Annotated in this window: 17 protein-coding genes and 1 tRNA gene; 10 read left to right on the top strand and 8 right to left on the bottom strand. The window is 48.4% G+C overall.

The features are described from left to right. Positions 1–145 precede the first annotated feature (145 nt). From ribB to C3V43_RS10760, 7 genes are all read left to right on the top strand, one after another. Positions 146–760, top strand: coding sequence for a 3,4-dihydroxy-2-butanone-4-phosphate synthase (gene ribB, locus C3V43_RS10790; protein WP_106069816.1), 615 nt, complete (start codon positions 146–148; stop codon positions 758–760). Positions 761–878: 118 nt separating this feature from the next. After that, positions 879–1,979, top strand: a complete 1,101-nt coding sequence (locus tag C3V43_RS10785; RefSeq protein ID WP_106069815.1) for an IS110 family RNA-guided transposase — start codon at positions 879–881, stop codon at positions 1,977–1,979. Positions 1,980–2,369: 390 nt separating this feature from the next. Beyond that, positions 2,370–3,131 (top strand): DeoR/GlpR family DNA-binding transcription regulator, encoded by a 762-nt coding sequence (locus tag C3V43_RS10780; protein ID WP_106069814.1) that lies wholly within the window; start codon positions 2,370–2,372, stop codon positions 3,129–3,131. Between the two features lie 323 nt (positions 3,132–3,454). Next, entirely contained in the window at positions 3,455–6,136 is a 2,682-nt protein-coding gene (locus C3V43_RS10775; protein ID WP_106069813.1) for a DNA gyrase/topoisomerase IV subunit A, read from the top strand. A gap of 46 nt (positions 6,137–6,182) precedes the next feature. Then, positions 6,183–7,037: a DUF3316 domain-containing protein gene (locus tag C3V43_RS10770; RefSeq protein WP_106070564.1), complete on the top strand. Its 855-nt coding sequence runs from the start codon at positions 6,183–6,185 to the stop codon at positions 7,035–7,037. A gap of 32 nt (positions 7,038–7,069) precedes the next feature. Further along, complete coding sequence (locus tag C3V43_RS10765) at positions 7,070–8,092, top strand: S41 family peptidase (protein ID WP_106069812.1); 1,023 nt, start codon at positions 7,070–7,072, stop codon at positions 8,090–8,092. A gap of 69 nt (positions 8,093–8,161) precedes the next feature. Continuing rightward, a tRNA-Leu gene (locus C3V43_RS10760) sits at positions 8,162–8,243 on the top strand. Between the two features lie 529 nt (positions 8,244–8,772). Here the strand turns inward: C3V43_RS10760 and C3V43_RS10755 are convergent. The 7 genes from C3V43_RS10755 to C3V43_RS15055 form a co-directional block, all read right to left on the bottom strand. Continuing rightward, positions 8,773–11,301: a TonB-dependent receptor gene (locus tag C3V43_RS10755; RefSeq protein ID WP_106070563.1), complete on the bottom strand. Its 2,529-nt coding sequence runs from the start codon at positions 11,299–11,301 to the stop codon at positions 8,773–8,775. A 347-nt stretch (positions 11,302–11,648) separates the two neighbouring features. Beyond that, positions 11,649–12,212 carry a hypothetical protein gene (locus tag C3V43_RS10750; RefSeq protein ID WP_217349950.1) on the bottom strand — a complete coding sequence of 188 codons (564 nt, stop codon included), beginning with the start codon at positions 12,210–12,212 and terminating at the stop codon, positions 11,649–11,651. A gap of 3 nt (positions 12,213–12,215) precedes the next feature. Then, positions 12,216–12,689, bottom strand: coding sequence for a stage II sporulation protein M (locus tag C3V43_RS10745; RefSeq protein ID WP_164996243.1), 474 nt, complete (start codon positions 12,687–12,689; stop codon positions 12,216–12,218). A 499-nt stretch (positions 12,690–13,188) separates the two neighbouring features. Further along, positions 13,189–13,443 (bottom strand): hypothetical protein, encoded by a 255-nt coding sequence (locus C3V43_RS14700; protein ID WP_129588755.1) that lies wholly within the window; start codon positions 13,441–13,443, stop codon positions 13,189–13,191. Positions 13,444–13,768: 325 nt separating this feature from the next. After that, the gene (locus C3V43_RS10735; RefSeq protein ID WP_106069808.1) at positions 13,769–15,064 is read right to left on the bottom strand and encodes an MgtC/SapB family protein; all 1,296 of its coding nucleotides are present in this window, start codon (positions 15,062–15,064) and stop codon (positions 13,769–13,771) included. Positions 15,065–15,077: 13 nt separating this feature from the next. Further along, on the bottom strand, positions 15,078–15,566 hold the full coding sequence (locus C3V43_RS10730) for a CYTH domain-containing protein (protein WP_106069807.1): 489 nt from the start codon (positions 15,564–15,566) through the stop codon (positions 15,078–15,080). Positions 15,567–15,588: 22 nt separating this feature from the next. Then, positions 15,589–15,723: a hypothetical protein gene (locus C3V43_RS15055; RefSeq protein WP_262494712.1), complete on the bottom strand. Its 135-nt coding sequence runs from the start codon at positions 15,721–15,723 to the stop codon at positions 15,589–15,591. A 268-nt stretch (positions 15,724–15,991) separates the two neighbouring features. On the opposite strand from C3V43_RS15055, the gene C3V43_RS10720 reads away from it, so the two are divergent. From C3V43_RS10720 to C3V43_RS10710, 3 genes are all read left to right on the top strand, one after another. Then, positions 15,992–16,219: a hypothetical protein gene (locus tag C3V43_RS10720; protein WP_129588754.1), complete on the top strand. Its 228-nt coding sequence runs from the start codon at positions 15,992–15,994 to the stop codon at positions 16,217–16,219. 437 nt (positions 16,220–16,656) lie between these two features. Continuing rightward, positions 16,657–16,761: a type II toxin-antitoxin system RelE/ParE family toxin gene (locus tag C3V43_RS15070; protein ID WP_317045997.1), complete on the top strand. Its 105-nt coding sequence runs from the start codon at positions 16,657–16,659 to the stop codon at positions 16,759–16,761. Then, entirely contained in the window at positions 16,745–17,041 is a 297-nt protein-coding gene (locus C3V43_RS10710; protein WP_106069804.1) for a helix-turn-helix domain-containing protein, read from the top strand. The genes C3V43_RS15070 and C3V43_RS10710 overlap by 17 nt, the downstream gene beginning before the upstream one ends. Positions 17,042–17,057: 16 nt before the next feature. Here C3V43_RS10710 and prfB read toward each other — a convergent pair whose 3' ends face one another. After that, complete coding sequence (gene prfB, locus C3V43_RS10705) at positions 17,058–18,173, bottom strand: peptide chain release factor 2 (RefSeq protein WP_106069803.1); 1,116 nt, start codon at positions 18,171–18,173, stop codon at positions 17,058–17,060. Positions 18,174–18,288 lie beyond the last annotated feature (115 nt).

The raw sequence follows: 18,288 nt of genomic DNA, 5'->3' as shown, positions 1-18,288 counted from the left end.
AAAGGAAAACAAATATCCAAAACAAAAGAAAATAAACGAAAGCATAGGAGATGATATATAAGAATAAAAAAAGAAAAACAGCAAAAAATAGACTTTCATTTGACTTTTTCTGACTACCTTTGCGAAAAAATTAAATGATTACATAATGCTCAATACTGTAGACGAAGGAATAGAAGCGATTCGACAAGGAAAAATAGTGATAGTTGTCGATGATGAAAATAGAGAAAACGAAGGTGATTTTATTGTATCCGGCGAAAGAATAACCCCTGACATTGTTAACTTCATGATTACACACGGAAGAGGGCTTCTTTGTGTACCGCTACCGCGTTCACGTTGCAAAGAACTCCAACTGTTCCCAATGTCTGAGGACAACACATCCCTTTTAGGCACGCCGTTCACCATGTCCGTTGACCTGAAAGGCTATGGCTGCACAACAGGAGTTTCCGCCTATGACCGCTCCGCCACCATACACGCTTTGGTTGCCGGTAATATAAAGCCGTCAGAACTGGCACGTCCCGGACACATTTTCCCTCTTTACGGACATACAAATGGGGTATTGGGACGTGACGGACATACAGAAGCATTACTTGACCTGACAAGAATGGCAGGATTGACACCCGGCGGTGCACTCATTGAGATACTGAACCAGGATGGGACAATGGCTCGTTTGCCACAACTGCTTGAAATAGCAAAAAAGTTCCGACTGAAGATTATAGCAATCAAAGATATCCAGGATTATCGCAGGAACAACAATATATAAAGTTCCTATGTTTAAAATCGGAAGTGACGGATAACAGAAGATAGCCCTAAAAAAGCTATACCATTATAGTTAACTTTGTAAGTGAAAAAAACAATATTAACTCATAACGATATAGCTTATGAAACGTGTACAAAGTAACACATTAGATTTTAGTGGACAAAATATTTACGTAGGAATTGATGTCCACCTGAAGAGTTGGTCGGTAGCAATCTTATCGGAACATTCAGTACTGAGAAGATTCAGACAAGATCCGGAGCCGGAAGCGTTGCATAAATATTTGGTAAGCAATCATCCGGGTGCCGATTACTTCTCAGTTTATGAAGCCGGTTTCTGTGGCTTCTGGATACACGAGAAGTTGACAGATTTAGGTATCAACAATATAGTGGTCAATCCTGCGGATGTTCCGACGATGAGCAAGGAGAAATTACGTAAGACCGATGCGGTGGATTGCAACAAGCTCGCCCGTGAGTTACGTTCAGGTTCGTTAGAAGGGATATATGTTCCGGGAACTGACATCCTGGAAATGCGCTCTTTGATAAGGCTGAGAAACCTGATAGTAAAAGACAGCACACGTGCCAAGAACCGTATCAAATCATTGCTTCGTTTCCATGGAGTGGAAATACCGGAAGAATTTACCCGGAGTTCAATCGGGTGCTGGTCGAAGCGTTTTCTGAATTGGCTGCACTGCCTTGAATTCTCAACGGAGTATGGAAAGAAAACACTGGAGCTTCACCTTGAGCAGTTCATCCGCTTGAGGAAGATGCTGCTGCAGGAAACACGTGCCATCCGTGAAATATCCCGGAAAGCACCATTCGACAAACCGATACGCCTGCTGACATCCGTTCCGGGTATAGGTGTTACAACCGCCGCTACCCTGATGGGCGAGATTGACGATATTGTCCGTTTCAGCAATGCGGACCATTTAGCCTCTTTCATTGGATTGGTTCCCATGTGTCATTCCAGTGGTGATAATGATAATGTGGGTGACATTACACCCCGTCGGCATTTCATGCTCCGGTGTCTGTTGGTGGAAGCCGCATGGGTTGCCATCCGGAAAGACCCGGCCATGACAATGGCTTATACGGAATACCGGAAACGGATGAATCCGCAAAAGGCTATTGTGAAAATTGCCAGACGGTTAGTGAACAGAGTCTATTTTGTACTTAAACATGAAAAGGAATATGTGCCATGTGTTATCAAAAGATATAGAATCCTATAAGGTAAAACAACTTTCTTTTGAGAGAAATACTACATATCTTTTGCGGCTTTGAAGTCCGCTCAAAAAAGTCTGTAACTCTCATTACATGGTTTGACTGATAAAGGAACTTGCGGCTCACTTCGTTGATGTCCGCTGTGGAAAGTTTGTTTTACCATAGGATTTTGGCTCAGGTTTTCTTAGCCATATCAGACAGTATCAGTAATACAAAAAGAGAGGCGTGTAACCGCCTCCACAAGTAGCATTACTGCGTGCCGTCAGGATGCTTATCGCTGGTAGGTTGCTCCTCAGCAGAGCCTACTTCCTCTTAACATCCTGATACAAAGATAAAATACAAAAGTTAATTATTAATGAATTATCCAACTTTGTTTGGATTTTAAATGGAAAGTAGATATGGCACTAAACCAAAGAAGAGTCAAGATTTTGGATCTAATCCGTGAAGACGGGCATGCAAAAGTTCAAGAGTTAAGCAGGATTTTCAATGTAACGGATGTAACAATCAGACAAGACTTGGAAGCTCTTGAAAAATTGGGGCACATCCAAAGAGAACATGGCGGAGCTTTCCTGAAAGACGTAGGCTCATTTGCAAAAACCGGAAAGGTCTTCAACCAGACCCATATTGAGGAAAAAAGGAAAATTGCCCAAAAAGCAGTGTCGTTTATCAGTGAAGGTGAATGTATCATCCTCGATTCCGGTTCCACTACCACAGAAATAGCCAAACTACTTATACAATACAAAGAGCTGACCGTCATCACCAATGCTCTGAATATTGCACTTATATTGGGCGAGAATCCTGGTATCAATCTCATTGTGACGGGAGGAGAATTCAAAGCACCCACCCTTTCACTGACCGGAAAGATGGCAGCCGATTCACTCAAAGGTTTCCATGCCAACAAACTGTTTCTTGCCACAGCAGGCATATCCCCGGACATGAGCCTGACCTATCCAAGCCTCAGTGACCTGATGGTTAAATCGGCCATGATAAAGGCTGCCGAGGAAGTCATCCTAGTAGCAGATTCCTCCAAGATAGGGGTTAGTGCATTTGCCAGCTTAGGTTCAATATCTATGGTAAATTCTTTCATCACAGACAATAATATCTCGGAAGAGAATATCGAAAAGATGAAAGAAAAGAGCATAAACCTTCTGATTGGATAATTTGAAAGGAAAGAAACATTCATTTCTTTTGTCTATTCATATTACAAGTAAGGGTATATACGGACTGGTCTCCAATGTTTCTTTCTCTTCTTGACCGAACCACGTTCAGAAGCTATTATGCAGGCTATCCAGACAGTAATGAAACAAGGTTGTTCTGAGTAAAATTATGAAACATTCTTTGAATACAGCCAAGCAAACACCAGTACGATAAGATGTACAGTTAAAAAACTATTATGCCGCTTTCCTATAATAGAATTAATTTCGTACTTTTGCCCGCAACTGAAAATCAGCCATATCATTGAACAGACAATCCCCGAACAAATATGAACGAAGATTTTGAAGCTCCGAAAGACGATTTGGACAACGAACTGCCCGCCAGCAAAGAAGAACACTCCGACTACAAACCTGCCGACACGAAAGACGCCAACGTAAAACACCAGCTGAGCGGCATGTATCAGAATTGGTTTCTGGACTATGCCTCGTACGTGATACTGGAACGTGCCGTGCCTCACATCATGGACGGGTTGAAGCCCGTACAACGGCGCATCCTGCACTCCATGCGCCGCATGGAAGACGGACGATACAACAAGGTGGCCAACATCGTGGGGCACACCATGCAGTTCCACCCCCACGGCGACGCTTCCATAGGCGACGCCTTGGTGCAACTGGGGCAGAAGGACTTGCTTGTAGACTGTCAGGGGAACTGGGGAAACATCCTGACGGGCGACAGCGCGGCCGCACCGCGATACATCGAGGCACGCCTCTCCAAGTTTGCGCTCGACGTGGTGTTCAATCCCAAAACCACCGAGTGGAAACTCTCTTACGACGGACGGAACAAAGAACCGGTGACGCTGCCCGTGAAATTCCCTTTGCTACTGGCACAGGGAGTGGAAGGAATCGCTGTGGGGTTGTCATCCAAAATTCTGCCGCACAACTTCAATGAACTATGCGACGCCTCCATCAAGTATCTGCACAACGAAGCCTTCAAGCTCTATCCCGACTTCCAGACGGGAGGCTCCATCGACGTGTCCAAGTACAACGACGGCGAGCGGGGAGGCGCCGTACGCGTGCGTTCAAAGATAGAGAAGATTGACAACAAGACGCTTGCCATCAAGGAGATTCCTTACGGGAAAACGGTGGCCGGCATTTGCGACTCCATCGTAAAGGCAAGCGAAAAAGGGAAAATAAAAATCCGTAAGGTAGAAGACCTCACATCGGGCAATGTGGAAATTCTGGTGCACTTGGCGCCGGGCGTATCGTCCGACAAGACGATAGACGCACTCTATGCCTTTACCGATTGCGAAGTGAGCATCTCGCCCAACTGTTGCGTCATCGACGAGCAAAAGCCGCACTTCCTCACCGTGAGCGACGTGCTGCGCAAATCGGCCGACAACACGCTGGCCCTGCTGCGCCAAGAATTGGAGATACGCAAGAGCGAGATTCTGGAAAGCCTCCACTTCGCCTCGCTCGAAAAGGTCTTCATCGAAGAGCGCATCTACAAGGACAAGGAGTTCGAGCAGGCCAAGAGCATGGATGCCGCCTGCGAACACATCGACGACCGCCTGACGCCCTACTACCCCACCTTCATCCGCGAAGTGACCAAAGACGACATCCTCCGCCTGATGGAAATCAAGATGGCACGCATCCTCAAGTTCAACTCCGATAAGGCCGAAGAGCTGATTGCCCGCATGAAAGCGGATATCGAGGAGACAGACCGCCACTTGGCAAACATCGTGGAATATACCGTGGACTGGTTCCGCATGCTGAAAGAGAAGTACGGCAAAGGCTTTGCCCGCCGCACGGAATTGCGCAACTTCGACACTATCGAGGCCACCAAGGTCATCGAGGCCAACGAGAAGCTCTACATCAACCGCGAAGAGGGCTTCATCGGCACCGGCCTGAAGAAAGACGAGTATCTGGCCAACTGCTCGCCCATCGACGACGTCATCATCTTCTTCCGCGACGGGAAGTACATCATCACGCCCGTGGCCGAGAAAAAGTTCGTGGGCAAGAATATACTCTATGCCAGCGTATTCAAGAAGAACGACAAACGCACCATCTACAACGTGTGCTACCGCGACGGAAAAGAGGGAACCACCTACATCAAGCGTTTCGCCGTCACCGGTGTGGTGCGCGACCGCGAGTACGACGTGACGCAAGGCACGCCCGACTCCCGCATCACCTACTTCAGCTCCAACCCCAACGGCGAAGCCGAAATCATCAAAGTGACGCTGAAGCCCAACCCGCGCATACGTCGCATCATCTTTGAAGAAGACTTCAGCACCATCAACATCAAGGGACGTCAGGCCATGGGAAACATCCTGACCCGCAACCCGGTGCACAAGATAGCCTTGAAGCAACGCGGAGGCTCCACATTGGGCGGACGGCAGGTATGGTTCGACCAAGACGTGCTGCGCCTCAACTATGACGGACGCGGAGAGTATCTCGGAGAGTTCCAGAGCGACGACACCATCCTCGTGGTGCAGAACAACGGCGATTTCCACACCACCAACTTCGACTTGAACAACCACTACGAGGACAACATACGCGTGCTTGAGAAGTACGACCCCAACAAGGTATGGACGGCCGTGCTCTACGATGCCGACCAACAAGACTATCCGTATATCAAGCGTTTCTGCTTCGAAGCTACATCGCGCAAGCAGAATTATCTGGGCGAAAACAAGAACAACAACCTCATACTGCTCACTGACGAATACTACCCACGATTAGAGGTCATCTTCGGCGGGCACGACAACTTCCGCGAACCTCTGGTAGTGGAAGCTGACGAGTTCATCGCCGTGAAAGGTTTCAAAGCCAAAGGCAAACGGCTGACCACTTTCACCGTCGACACCATCAACGAGCTGGAACCTACCCGCCGCCCCGAACCGACGCAACAGCCGGAAGACGGGAAGGGGGAAGACGAACCGGAAATTCTGGACCCCGACCACGGGAAGAGCGAGGGAGACATTCTGGATGAGATGACAGGGCAGATGAAACTGTTTTAGAGTGGTTAGCAATAAGTGATGAGCGGTTAATATGGAAGGAAGGGTTATGAAGTTATATTGGATAATCGCCTTGGTGGGGCTGCTTTCAGGCGGCGGCGCACTGCAAGCTCAGGATGCGGAGGCCGACTTCGTGCAGAAGCTGCGTACAGACTCCGCAGCCCGCAGCCGCATCGTCAGCCGTGCCACGCTATACGGCGTGGGCTTCGCCAATGTGTTCGATACTTATCTATCGCCACAGGAATACAAAGGCATCGACTTCCGCGTCTCCCGCGAAAGCATACGGATGACACGGCTGATGAACGGCAACATCTCGCAACAGACCTTCTTTCAGGCCGACTTGGGATATACGCACAACAAGGCGGAGAATAACAACACCCTCTCCGCACTGGCCAACTGGAACTACGGCCTGCACTACAACTTCGCCATCACAAGCAACTTCAAGCTGCTGGCCGGAGGCGTGGCCGACCTCAACGGGGGCTTTGTCTACAACCTGCGCAACGGCAATAACCCCGCCCAAGCACGCGCCTACATCAACCTTGCCGCATCGGGCATGGCCATCTGGAAGTTGCGCATCAAAACCTCCCCTTTCACGCTGCGCTATCAGATAAACCTCCCGCTGGCAGGCGTGATGTTCATGCCCAACTACGGACAGTCATACTACGAGATATTCACGCTGGAACATTGGGACGGAGTGGTGAACTTCACCTCACTGCACAACCAGCCGTCACTGAGGCAGATGTTCTCCGCCGACTTCCCTGTGGGGCGTTATACCATACGCCTTGCCTACTTGTGGGACGCACAGCAGTCAAACATCAACAAGATAAAGACGCACACCTACTCGCATGTATTCATGGCGGGTTTCGTAAAAGAGTTCTATCTATTCCCCAATAAGAGGAGGTAAGATTTTTTAGTAACAAGAAGACGGTAAGGACGATGAAAAGAAGATACCTTTTAAGCATTTGGGGCATTCTGCTCAGCCTGCTCCCCCTGCTGCACGGATGCATCCGTGAGGAGGAATATGCCAACACCCCGCAAGGCAATTTCGAGGCTTTGTGGCAAATCATCGACGAACGCTACTGCTTCTTCGACTACAAGCAGATAGACTGGAACGACATTCACGACAAATACCAAGCGCTCATCACTCCGAACATGGGCAACGACGCCCTGTTCGAGGTATTGGGCAACATGCTTGCCGAACTGAAAGACGGGCACGTCAACCTATACTCCTCCTCTAACATGGCACGCTACTGGGATTGGTATCTCGACTATCCCCGCAACTTCAACGAAGCCATCGTAGAAAAGTATCTGGGCAGGGACTACCGCATTGCCGGCGGCGCCAAATACACCATTCTGGAAGATAACATCGGCTACATCTACTACGGCAACTTCTCCAGCCCCATCGGCGACGGCAATCTGAGCGAGATTCTGTCGTACCTCTCCGTGTGCAACGGGCTGATTATAGACGTGCGCAACAATGGTGGAGGCAACCTGACAAACGCCACCCGCATGGCCCAACGCTTCACCAACGAAAAGGTGCTGACGGGCCACATCATGCACAAAACCGGCAAGGGGCACAGCGACTTTTCCGAACCTACACCCATTTATATAGAGCCCTCGAACAGCATTCGCTGGCAAAAAAAAGTGGCCCTGCTCACCAACCGCCATTGCTACAGCGCCACCAACGACTTCGTCAACTCCATGCGCTACTTCCCCAACGTTACACTGATAGGCGATAAGACCGGCGGCGGCTCCGGACTGCCTTTCTCGTCCGAACTTCCCAACGGGTGGGGAATACGTTTCTCGGCTAGCCCACATCTTGATGCAGGCAAGCAGCAGATAGAGTTCGGCATCGCCCCGGACAAAAAGGTGGACATGAGCAAGGAAGACGAGGCCAACGGAATAGACACTATTATTGAAGAAGCTCGAAAAAACCTTAAAATAGGGGCTTTGAAGTAACTTTGCAACTTCAACTATTTGCTGAAATGAAATTTCTTTCTACCTTTGCAGCCACTACAAAACGAACTTGCGGGTGTGGCGTAATTGGTAGCCGCGCCAGACTTAGGATCTGGTGCTGTGAGGCGTGTAGGTTCGAGTCCTATCACCCGCACGATTTATAAGAAGAACAATCAAACAAAACAAAACGGAAAGGAGAGCGTCGTGAGACAGTTTCCTTTTATCTTTTTATATCCCCCTTTCTGATGACATGCCTTTGCGATAGTCAGAAAAGCCGATGGGCAAACCCTTTCTTTCTTGCTACAAAAAAGTTCAATCTTATATGCTTGGCAGACATAACCCCACATCCGGGCAATTCCAAGCCCACACTTCACGAGGCCTATGCCCACACTTCACGAGGTGTAAGCCCACACTTTACGGGACGTAAGCCCACACCTTAGAGGCGCTACTCCCGCGTATCGAGGCAAAGTAAACCCGGAGGAAGACGAAATGCCACCGGGACTTTGCTGATTGTTCGGCCGTTTATACAAAAAAGGATGCGGAAGCACAACATTCAGGAGTATCGGCAATGAAAGAACTATTCCGCAGATAATACAACAAAGACGCGGAGGCGCAGCATTTCCTGTTCGTTGCAGATGAACGGAAAATGTTGTGCCTCCGCGTCTTCCTATACCAAACCTTCCTTATTCGGCTCCTCCACCGCCACTGTTTCCCTCGCCCTTCACGTCATCGTTGCTGATGGTGCGCGAGGCTTTCTTCACGCTTGCCTTCAGTTCGCCGATGCGATAGCTGACGCTCACGCCGAAACGCCGGCGACTATACTTGTAGCGACTTTCTTGTATGAAGTTGGCATTCTCCAACGTATTATTCTGATGCATATATTTCGAGAAGAAGTTTCCGGCAAATGCCGACAAGGTAAGACGCTTTTTCAGGAAAGACTTGTTAACGCTCAAACTGTAATCGAAGAAACTGCTTCCCTTGCCTTGAAGCATTATCCACGGAGTCTGTCCGTACATGTTCATACTGATGCGCCAGTCGCGAGGCAACGACTGCTGGATGCCGCCATAAGCAAAGAGACTCCACCCGTCGTTCTTCAGTCCCCTGCCGTCTTCCATATAGGCGTAACTGCCATAGAAGTTCATATAAATACGCGTGTTGGCAGTCGCGTTCCAGTTCACATAGCCGCTCAACCCCGCATTCCTGCTCTTACCGATGTTTTGATAGGTGTTGTAGAGGACATCCTTGCCGGTAGGGTTCTGCAATCCCTTTTCCACCAGCGTTCTGTCCGACACAAGTTCGGTGATGCTCTCGATGCTGTTGTTGGTGAACGAATAGCGCATGGAGAGGTTGATGTTGAACTTTTGGGTAAAATTGCTGTAGCTAAGGTTGAACGAATGGTTCTTCTCACTGTCCAGATTCGGATTACCCTGACTGATGTAGGTGGGATTGCTGTCGTTCAGATAAGGATTCAGGAACCAGATGCCCGGACGGTAAATGCGCATGTTGTAGCCCAGTTGCAGGTTCGACATATCGGTCAGCTTCCAGCCGATGCTTGCCGAGGGCACCACATCGTTAAAATGCTCCTTGAAATCATCGCCCTTGCCCAACCTGTATTTCACGTTCTGGATGGTATGCTCATAGCGCACACCCAACCGTCCGGAAAGTTTCTTTACCCTCAATCCATAGCCCAGATAGGCGGCCAGAATGTCGTTCTGATGCTTGTAGTGAGAGCTGTGGTCTCTGTCGAACTCGTAAGCATCCGCTCCAATCATACGCTCATAGCGGTCGTTCTCCGAAATGTTGTTGCGCAAGATGTATTTGGTACCGGCTTCGAGCGTATGAATCTTGCCGATGGGCGTGGTATAGTCCACCTGGAAAGTATGTTCCGTGGTGCTTTGCGAACCGTCGTTACGCTGATTGCGCATGCGCTTCATGAAGTCCTGCCAATCCGTGGCTGCATGCGTATCGTTGTAGTCGGAATACGAATCCAAGGTCTGCGGACGGGTATTTATCTTATAAGACAAGGTGAGCATGCGGTTTTTCACACCGAACAGACGTTGATAGTCGAGGCCTCCGTCGATGGAGTACCACGAGCGCTTGTTATGGTTGTTCGAGGTGTAGCGGTATAGTTCGTTGTCCGTGCCCGGTGCGGTGGCTCGGGCGTGATTCTCGCCGGACCCCTTGTTTCCGCCTCCCCACAACCCGAAAGACATGGAAAGCAGGCGTAAGGTGTCTATCTCATAACTTGCCTCCATACTGCCCGACTGGAAGTGATCGCTTCCTTCGTTCATTCCATCAAAATCCAGATCCGAAGACATTGCTGTGATTTTGCCTTTTGTGCGCTGGCTTCCACCGGAATAGCTGCGCGGCTGGTCGTGGTAATCGTAGTTGTAGCGACCGCTGACAGTCAGTTTACCGCTCTTCACCGTACCAAACAAGCCGCCTCCTGCACCTCGGTTGCTGACATTCCCGCTGAAAGTCACCGTGTAACCTTCCAGTCCGCTGCCCATAGTGACGATGTTAAGGATACCTCCCACGCCTTCGGCGTCGTACTTGGGGCCGGGATTGGTTATCACCTCAATGTGCTTGATGGAGTTGGCGGGCATACTCTTCAACACCTCCGTAGGATTGTTGCTCATCATGTTGTTGGACTTCCCGTTGACGTAGACCTTGAAGTTACTGCTACCGTTCACCTTGATGTTGTCCTCCCCGTCCACTGTCACCAGAGGCACTTTGCGGAGCATCTCCAGCAAGGAGTTCGATTTCGAGTCGGGGTCATCCTGTATATTGTATTCTATCTTATCCACATCGGCTTTCACCAACGGCTTTTGGGCCACGATTTCCACCTGCGCCAGCTCGTTGGTAGCATCCACGGCATACAGCGTGCCGAAGTCTACTACCTGCTTGCCTGCCTTCACCGTGAAATTCTTCACGATAGGCACACGCCCCACAGAGGTTATGGTGAGCACGAAGTTTCCCGTGCCGGTCACTTTCTCTTGAAAACGGCCTTTCATGTCCGTCACCATCATCTTCAAAGCACGTCCGGGATTTTCTTTCTTCACGATTTTAATAGTGGCATAAGGCTCTCCCTCGTGGGTAAGCGAGTCGAGCAACACTCCTTTGACTTGAAAAGATAAGGGAGCCGTACTTTGTGCAGCCAGCATTGCGGATAGCATCAGCATCCACAGCAGCACAAACCATTTCATTCTCATTGTTTTCATGTTAAGTGATTATTCAGATCATTCATCCACCATTGTCCTGAGGTAACAGACGGCGCTTGCCCCGGTTTTGTCACAATGATTGCGACAAAAATAGCTCCTTTCCACGCTTTTACGAGACTATCGGAGTTAAAAAAGCAAAAAAAGGAGTTGCACAACAGCTTATACAGGTCTGGCAGCAGAACAGGTTAAAGTTCTTCAGCTCCTTCAGGAAGAGAACAATCAATTGCGTAACGAAACCAAAGTTCTTCAGGATATAAGGAAAAGCCAATGGGAACTTTGCTGGGTGCATGACAGACAGAAAACTATAAGAAAATATAAATAAAAACAGAACTATAAAATTAAATTATTATATAACATAATGCTACAATTACAGAAGGAACACATACGGCAATTATAATATTTATAAGTTTACGCCGGCATGATTGGTAAAGAGTTATTATTGTAATCGGAAAGAATAATAAATAACAAATATCACCAATCGCCTGAACTTCTTGAAATGTCAAATTAAAAAGGAAATTAATCTTTTCAAAATAATTTTCCACAGAAATAATAGATACATCCGGGGTATACATTACTAAATTAAACCAAAAGAAATATTGGTATAGGAGTAAGGGAATTAAGCCTACGGATACCGCGAAAAAAACTTCGCCTGATTTAATATCTATTTCAAATAGTGACCGCATCATCAAATTAATCGTAATGCCATAAAAAAGGAAAAAAGACAAAGGAATTACAGAAGAAAAGCCTCCAGAAAACCAAGAAAAGACGTGTGCACTATCATTAAACTCTGGAATATCCAACATTCTAAAAATAGATATACTGGAATAGTAACTAACAAAGAAAGAGCATAATACTAACAACAGTAATACTAAAACCGAAAATGACACTTTAATATAATCCATATCTTAACAAATAGAAATATAGCTTTCTATACACGCAGAAATTAAAATAAGTAAAAGTGATACGATGAATAATAAAACCATTCTTATAAGAGATAAATAGAGTTTCCTACACAAAAGCGAAATACCTAAAATCGTCCCAACATACCCCATTCCAATAATGCCAACTATCTCAAGACTATGCGGAAGAGTAGTGTATAAAATTTTCTCCACCGATAACACCACAGTACTCTTTTTTAAAACCACACCGAAAACAAACGCACTATACATATTACTTATAACAGAAAAAAATCCCAAAGAAAATAATCCACCACAAAAGCACTTACACCCAACCAGAACATTGTTCTTCGCTATAAAGAAAAAGCGTTCTATAGGCTTCATAGTAGACAATTGACCGATAACAGAATGATTTTCATCCCCCACATCTTGCACAGATGGAATCAAATCGCACAAAATAAATCCTAAGAAAATTCCAATCAAACACGAGAGCGAAAGAACACATAGTATCGAACGCTTCACAAACGAAGTACTGGAAAAATATTTAGCGACGATGTGAAAATTTATTACCATATTGAATAAGAGTTAAAACTCATCCCAATTGTTATATAACAACTGGGATGAGTGAGAGCCTGTTTGAATAATACTATTATTGCAGCTTTTATTCAAAATATAAATTCTTATACCAAATGTACACACTTAAAAAGCAAGTAATAATAATAAAAGGAAGAGCTATCAAATATGCTGTAATAAGATCTGTATGATATATATATATACTAATAATTGCTGGAAGCCAAGCTGAAAGCGCTCCAAAATACACCCCCTTTCGAGATGAATAAGGATTATTTTTCGGATGAATACTACGCCCACAATTATTACAAAGAACAGAATGTTCCTTTCCTTTATTTAGATATGATAAACATTGGCGTAACGTCAACTTTTTCCCACAATAAGGGCATTCGCAGCTATTTGACATACACTACTATAAACCAAAAGCCGCTCCCATTATTGTTCCCGCTGGACCAACAGCTGATCCCCATAAAGCACATTGCGCAACACCTAACACGCCAATGCCAGCACAAGCTTCAGCAGAGTGACCAGCTTTTGCTGCTGCAAGTCCAACACCCACCCAGATTTGAGTTTCTTTTGCCTCTACATTTTTCATTGCCACAGATGCGCATAACGACATACCAGCAATCAAAGAAAAAACTAAAAATTTCTTTTTAATGTCCATCATGATTAATACAATTAAATTAATATATAGGTTAATTATAATGTATAAATACTTTCTTTTTTCAGAATGAACAACACCTACAAATAATGAATTTTATCATCTTTTTTCAGCACTTATGCAATAGGCGCTCATCATCTCACCATAAATAGGTACAAATTAATTTCTTTTTCTGATGCAAAAAGCGTTGTTCCTACCGTAGATTTTTAGAAAATAATCAGTGTGGCTTTTATTGAAATATATTTTTCTGCCTTTTCAGTGCGGGGTCTTCCTCCAGCCGCTTCTTCCGCCGCGGTGCCCGACCAATGTCCGGAATCAGGGAACAACTTGCTTACAGAAAGTAAAAAAGGAGCAGGATGCAGATGTTCACGGCTATGACACAACCGAAACCCCTCAATATCCACGGGCGCAAAGGGTTCTGCCGGCCGGCAAAGAAAAGGGCGTAGCACATGTTCACCGCAATGTTGCTGACAATGGCCTGCATGCTGCAAGCCGCAACAACCGTCACCGCCACACTGTTCGTGCCCTGAAGCAGGTTCAGGATGAAAGGAGTGATGTCGCTGAAACCGGAGATGAAAGAGAGCAGATTCAATCCGCCCGTACCGGCATACATCAACGTATAATGGGTCAGTATGGTGAACACGACAAACAACACGGCGAAGATGAGTGCCACCTTGAACTCCAACGGATTGCTGCCGTCTTCTTCCTCGCCTGCATGGTCGCCGTTATCCGCCGGTCTGCGCCGGGAATGCAGATACCATGCCGTGCCTGCCGCCACAACCGACATAAGCAGCAGGTAGGGATAGATGGCCAACAACGTATCGCGGCTGAAGATGCCTATCAGTATCAGGAAGCGCAGGAACATCATGCTCACCGCCAGCAACATGGCAGCCGCATATTCCGGGGCATCCTGCGCGGAGGCCCTGCGGCTTTTGCGTGCCAGCACGGAGATGGTGGCCGTGCTGCTATACAGCCCTCCCACGATGCCCGAAACCAGCACGCCCGATTCGTGGAAGACATAACGCTTGAGCAGATACGAGAGGTAGGAGAAGCCCGATACCACCACCGTGGCCAGCCAGATGGTGTAAGGCGTCAGGTTGATGCCGGGGATGAGATTCTTATTGGGCAGCATGGGCAGGATGATGCCACTGATGGCAAGAAACTTGGCAAGCGTTATCATCTCGTCGTTCTTCATGCGCTGCGCCAGCTCCGTAAAGGTGTGCTTCAGTTCGGTGAAAAGCAGCACCGTGACGACGACCATGACGTAGAACCACGAAGGCTGCGTGGCCACAATAGGTGCTATGCAGTAGGTGATGAGCGCAATGACGATGGTGGTTACGCCGAACACATGGAACTGCGCCTGTTTCACGTAGTAGTTCAGCCCGAGCAGCAAGCCCAGAACGGCACCGCCACCCATGAAGAGGCGATACTCCACAGGGTCGAGGATGTAGAGCAGGTAGCCCAGAATGCCGATGAAGGTAAACGTGCGGTCGGTGCCGAAGAGCGTGGTCTCGCCTTCGCGCTTCAGGCTGATTTTACGCTGCGAAAGCCCGATGAGCAGAGAAAACAGGGTGACCAGAATAAAGGAGACCAGTTCTCTTGGCAAGTACTCGTAAAGTTTCTCCATGATTGCGTAAGGATTAGGGTGAATCGTGGGTTTGCGGCCACGTGCCGAAAGGCTGCTTCATCAGTTGCGAGTTATAATACCGGACGTCGCCCGTCACCTCCCGGCCGAGGAAAGCGGGCTTCACGAACACTTCGTCGGCCGAGGAAAGCTCCACTTCGGCCAAGGTCAGCCCTTCGTTTTCGCCTCGAAACTCGTCCACCTCGAAGATGTGGCGGCCGCTGCGCACCAAATAGCGCGTCTTGTCGATGACACCCGGTTCGCACAGCCGCATCAACTCTTCGGCCTCTTCAAGCGGAAGTTCCCTCTCCCATTCGTAGCGTGCGGTTCCCGACGCATCGGACGGTCCTTTAATGGTGAGATAGCCTTTGCCGTCGCGAATGCGTACCCTCACCGTCCGCCCGCGCGCGCTGCTGATGTAGCCTTGCACGATGCGGCTCTGTGCGTGGGCTTGCGACTTATACTCGCCCGTCACAAGGAATTTCCGTTCTATCTCCTGCGGCATGCCCGTCCTTTCTAATTTGTCATCAGCCCCGGTAAGAGTAGCCCACAAACATGGCTATAACCAAAACGATGGCTACGATGCCGATGACAATCATCACTTTCTTGGCTTGTTGCTCTTCCTTCAGGCTGTGCTTTGTCTTCTTTTTACTTTTTCCCATGGCGTTTTTGCTGTTTAAAGTTCAACGATGAACAAAGTAAGAGGAAATTCGGGAAGTTTCCAAACGAAAAAGAGAAAAATGTTCAACCATCGTCCCGCCTCACCCTCCGCCCCGCTCCCGGACGGCCGGACTTTGCCTTGACAGACACAGGCGTTCGGCACGACAGAGGCTTGTGTCTGACGTGTCAGAGGCTTGTGTCTGAGGCGCCAAACACAAGCCTCCGGCACGACAAGCACCCGTGCCCGGCACTCCCTCGCCCGACAAAGGCATGCCTGAAGAATCTTCATTGCACCGGCACCCGAAAGAAACCCGGCAGAACAACATCGCGAGAGAGGCGGCCGACACAGGGAGAACCCGTCCGTTAAATGTTACATTTATCGCCAAAAATGCAACATTTAAGCTCGAAAAAGCAGGATTTACGTACCAAAAGCCCGTTGAAGCGGCATTTGGTACACAAAGCAAAGCAAAGCATATAAAAGCATACCTCCTCCTTTAATGGTTCCTCCGAAACCGGAGGAAACCCGAAGGGAGCGGACGTGCCGTCCGCAGAGGAGAGATATGCAGCAGGAAGAACGACAGCCGCCATCCCCGAAAAGCAATCGCGGCAACCACCCGCCCTCCGCCCCGCATCAGAGAGGATGCCGAAACGCCGGAAAGAAAAAAGAGAGAGAAAAAGTTGTATTTTCATATAACTATCGCTATCTTTGCACCATGAGGAAGATTATCGCATACAAAGGGTATTATTCTGACTTCATGTCCCGATTGTCAGACCAAGAACGAAAAAAGATAAGGCATGCCCTGCTGCTGCTCGAAACAGAGGATAAAGTGCCAAACCACTATATCAAGTTCATAAGAAACGGGATTTACGAGTTCCGCGTGAATTAGGGCAACAATGAATTTCGCCTTCTCTTCACTTACGACGGAGACACGATAGTGATATTGTTCAACTGTTTCAGGAAAAAGACGCAGAAAACCCCAAACAGCGAAATCGAAAAAGCACTCAAACTAAAGAAAGAGTATCATGAGCAAAAAGAATGAAATCTACGACGTCAGCGCCGAACTCGCAAGAGAGTTCGGAGAGATTGGCACAAAAGAGCGCGAACAAGCCAGAGAAAAGGCTTGGGAAGAATACAACGCCCAAATCCTGCTGGATGCCCGCAAAAACGCGAAGCTGACGCAGGAAGAACTCGCCAAGCGCATCGGGGCGGACAAAGGCTACATTTCGAGAATCGAAAGAGGGCTGACCATCCCCACCGTCTCCACGCTCTACCGCATCGCGGCGGCAATGGGGCTCACGGTGGAACTGCGCCCCATGTAGCGCCCCACCTCCGCCTCTATTCGCCGCTTCCGGCAAACTCCATGAGGTATGCCTTGATGAAGCCGTCTATCTTTCCGTCCATCACCCCGTTCACGTCGCTGGTCTGGAAGTTGGTGCGATGGTCTTTCACGCGGCGGTCGTCGAACACGTAACTGCGTATCTGCGAGCCCCATTCGATTTTCTTCTTGCCGGCTTCCACCTTGGCCTGTTCGGCCATGCGGTGCTGAAGTTCCTTGTCGTACAAGATGGAGCGCAACTGGCGCAGGGCATTCTCGCGGTTCTTGGGCTGGTCGCGCGTTTCGGTGTTTTCAATCAGGATTTCTTCTTCCTCGCCCGTATAAGGGTCTTTGAACTGATAGCGCAGACGCACGCCGGACTCCACCTTGTTCACGTTCTGCCCGCCTGCCCCGCTGGAACGGAAGGTATCCCACGAGATGTTGGCTACGTTGATGTTCACCTCAATGGTATCGTCTACCAACGGAGTGACGAACACAGAGGCAAAAGAAGTCATGCGCTTGCCCTGTGCGTTGTAGGGAGAGACGCGCACCAAGCGGTGCACCCCGTTCTCGCCCTTCAGGTAACCGTAGGCATAATCGCCGGCAATCTCGATGGTACAAGTCTTGATGCCCGCCTCGTCGCCCTCCTGCAAGTTGGCAATGGTGGCCTTATAACCGTTGGTCTCGGCATAGCGCAGGTACATGCGCATCAGCATGCTGGCCCAGTCTTGGCTTTCCGTGCCGCCCGCACCGGAGTTTATCTTCAGCACGCAGTCCATCTGGTCGGCTTCTTCGCGAAGCATATTCTTGAGTTCAAGTTCCTCTACGGCAACGGATGCTTTGGCATAGGCCTCGTCCACCTCTTCCTCGCTCACCAGCTCGTCCTTGTAGAAATCGTAGGCCAGCTGCACTTCTTCCGTCAGCGTCTTCACCTCGTTGTAGCCCGAAATCCATTGTTGCAAGCCCTTCACTTTCTTCATCTGCGCTTCGGCGGCCTTTTGGTCGTCCCAGAATCCGGGGGCTTGCGTGCGGAGTTGTTCTTCCTCTACTTGTATTTTTTTTCCTTCGATGTCCAGATAGCGGTTCAAGGCATCGGTACGTTCTTTGATATCTTTCAGTTGTTCTGCGGTAATCATACGCTTGTTCCTTTTCGGTTTTCAGGACGGCAAAGGTAGGAAAAAAACACAATTACTCAAAAAGCAAGCTCCTGAAATAGTTGAAGCAGTGAAACATAGCCCGTTTTTCAAAAAA

The organism is Prevotella heparinolytica (genome assembly GCF_002998535.1).
Lineage (GTDB): Bacteria > Bacteroidota > Bacteroidia > Bacteroidales > Bacteroidaceae > Bacteroides > Bacteroides heparinolyticus.
This window is presented reverse-complemented; position numbering and strand designations above follow the sequence as displayed.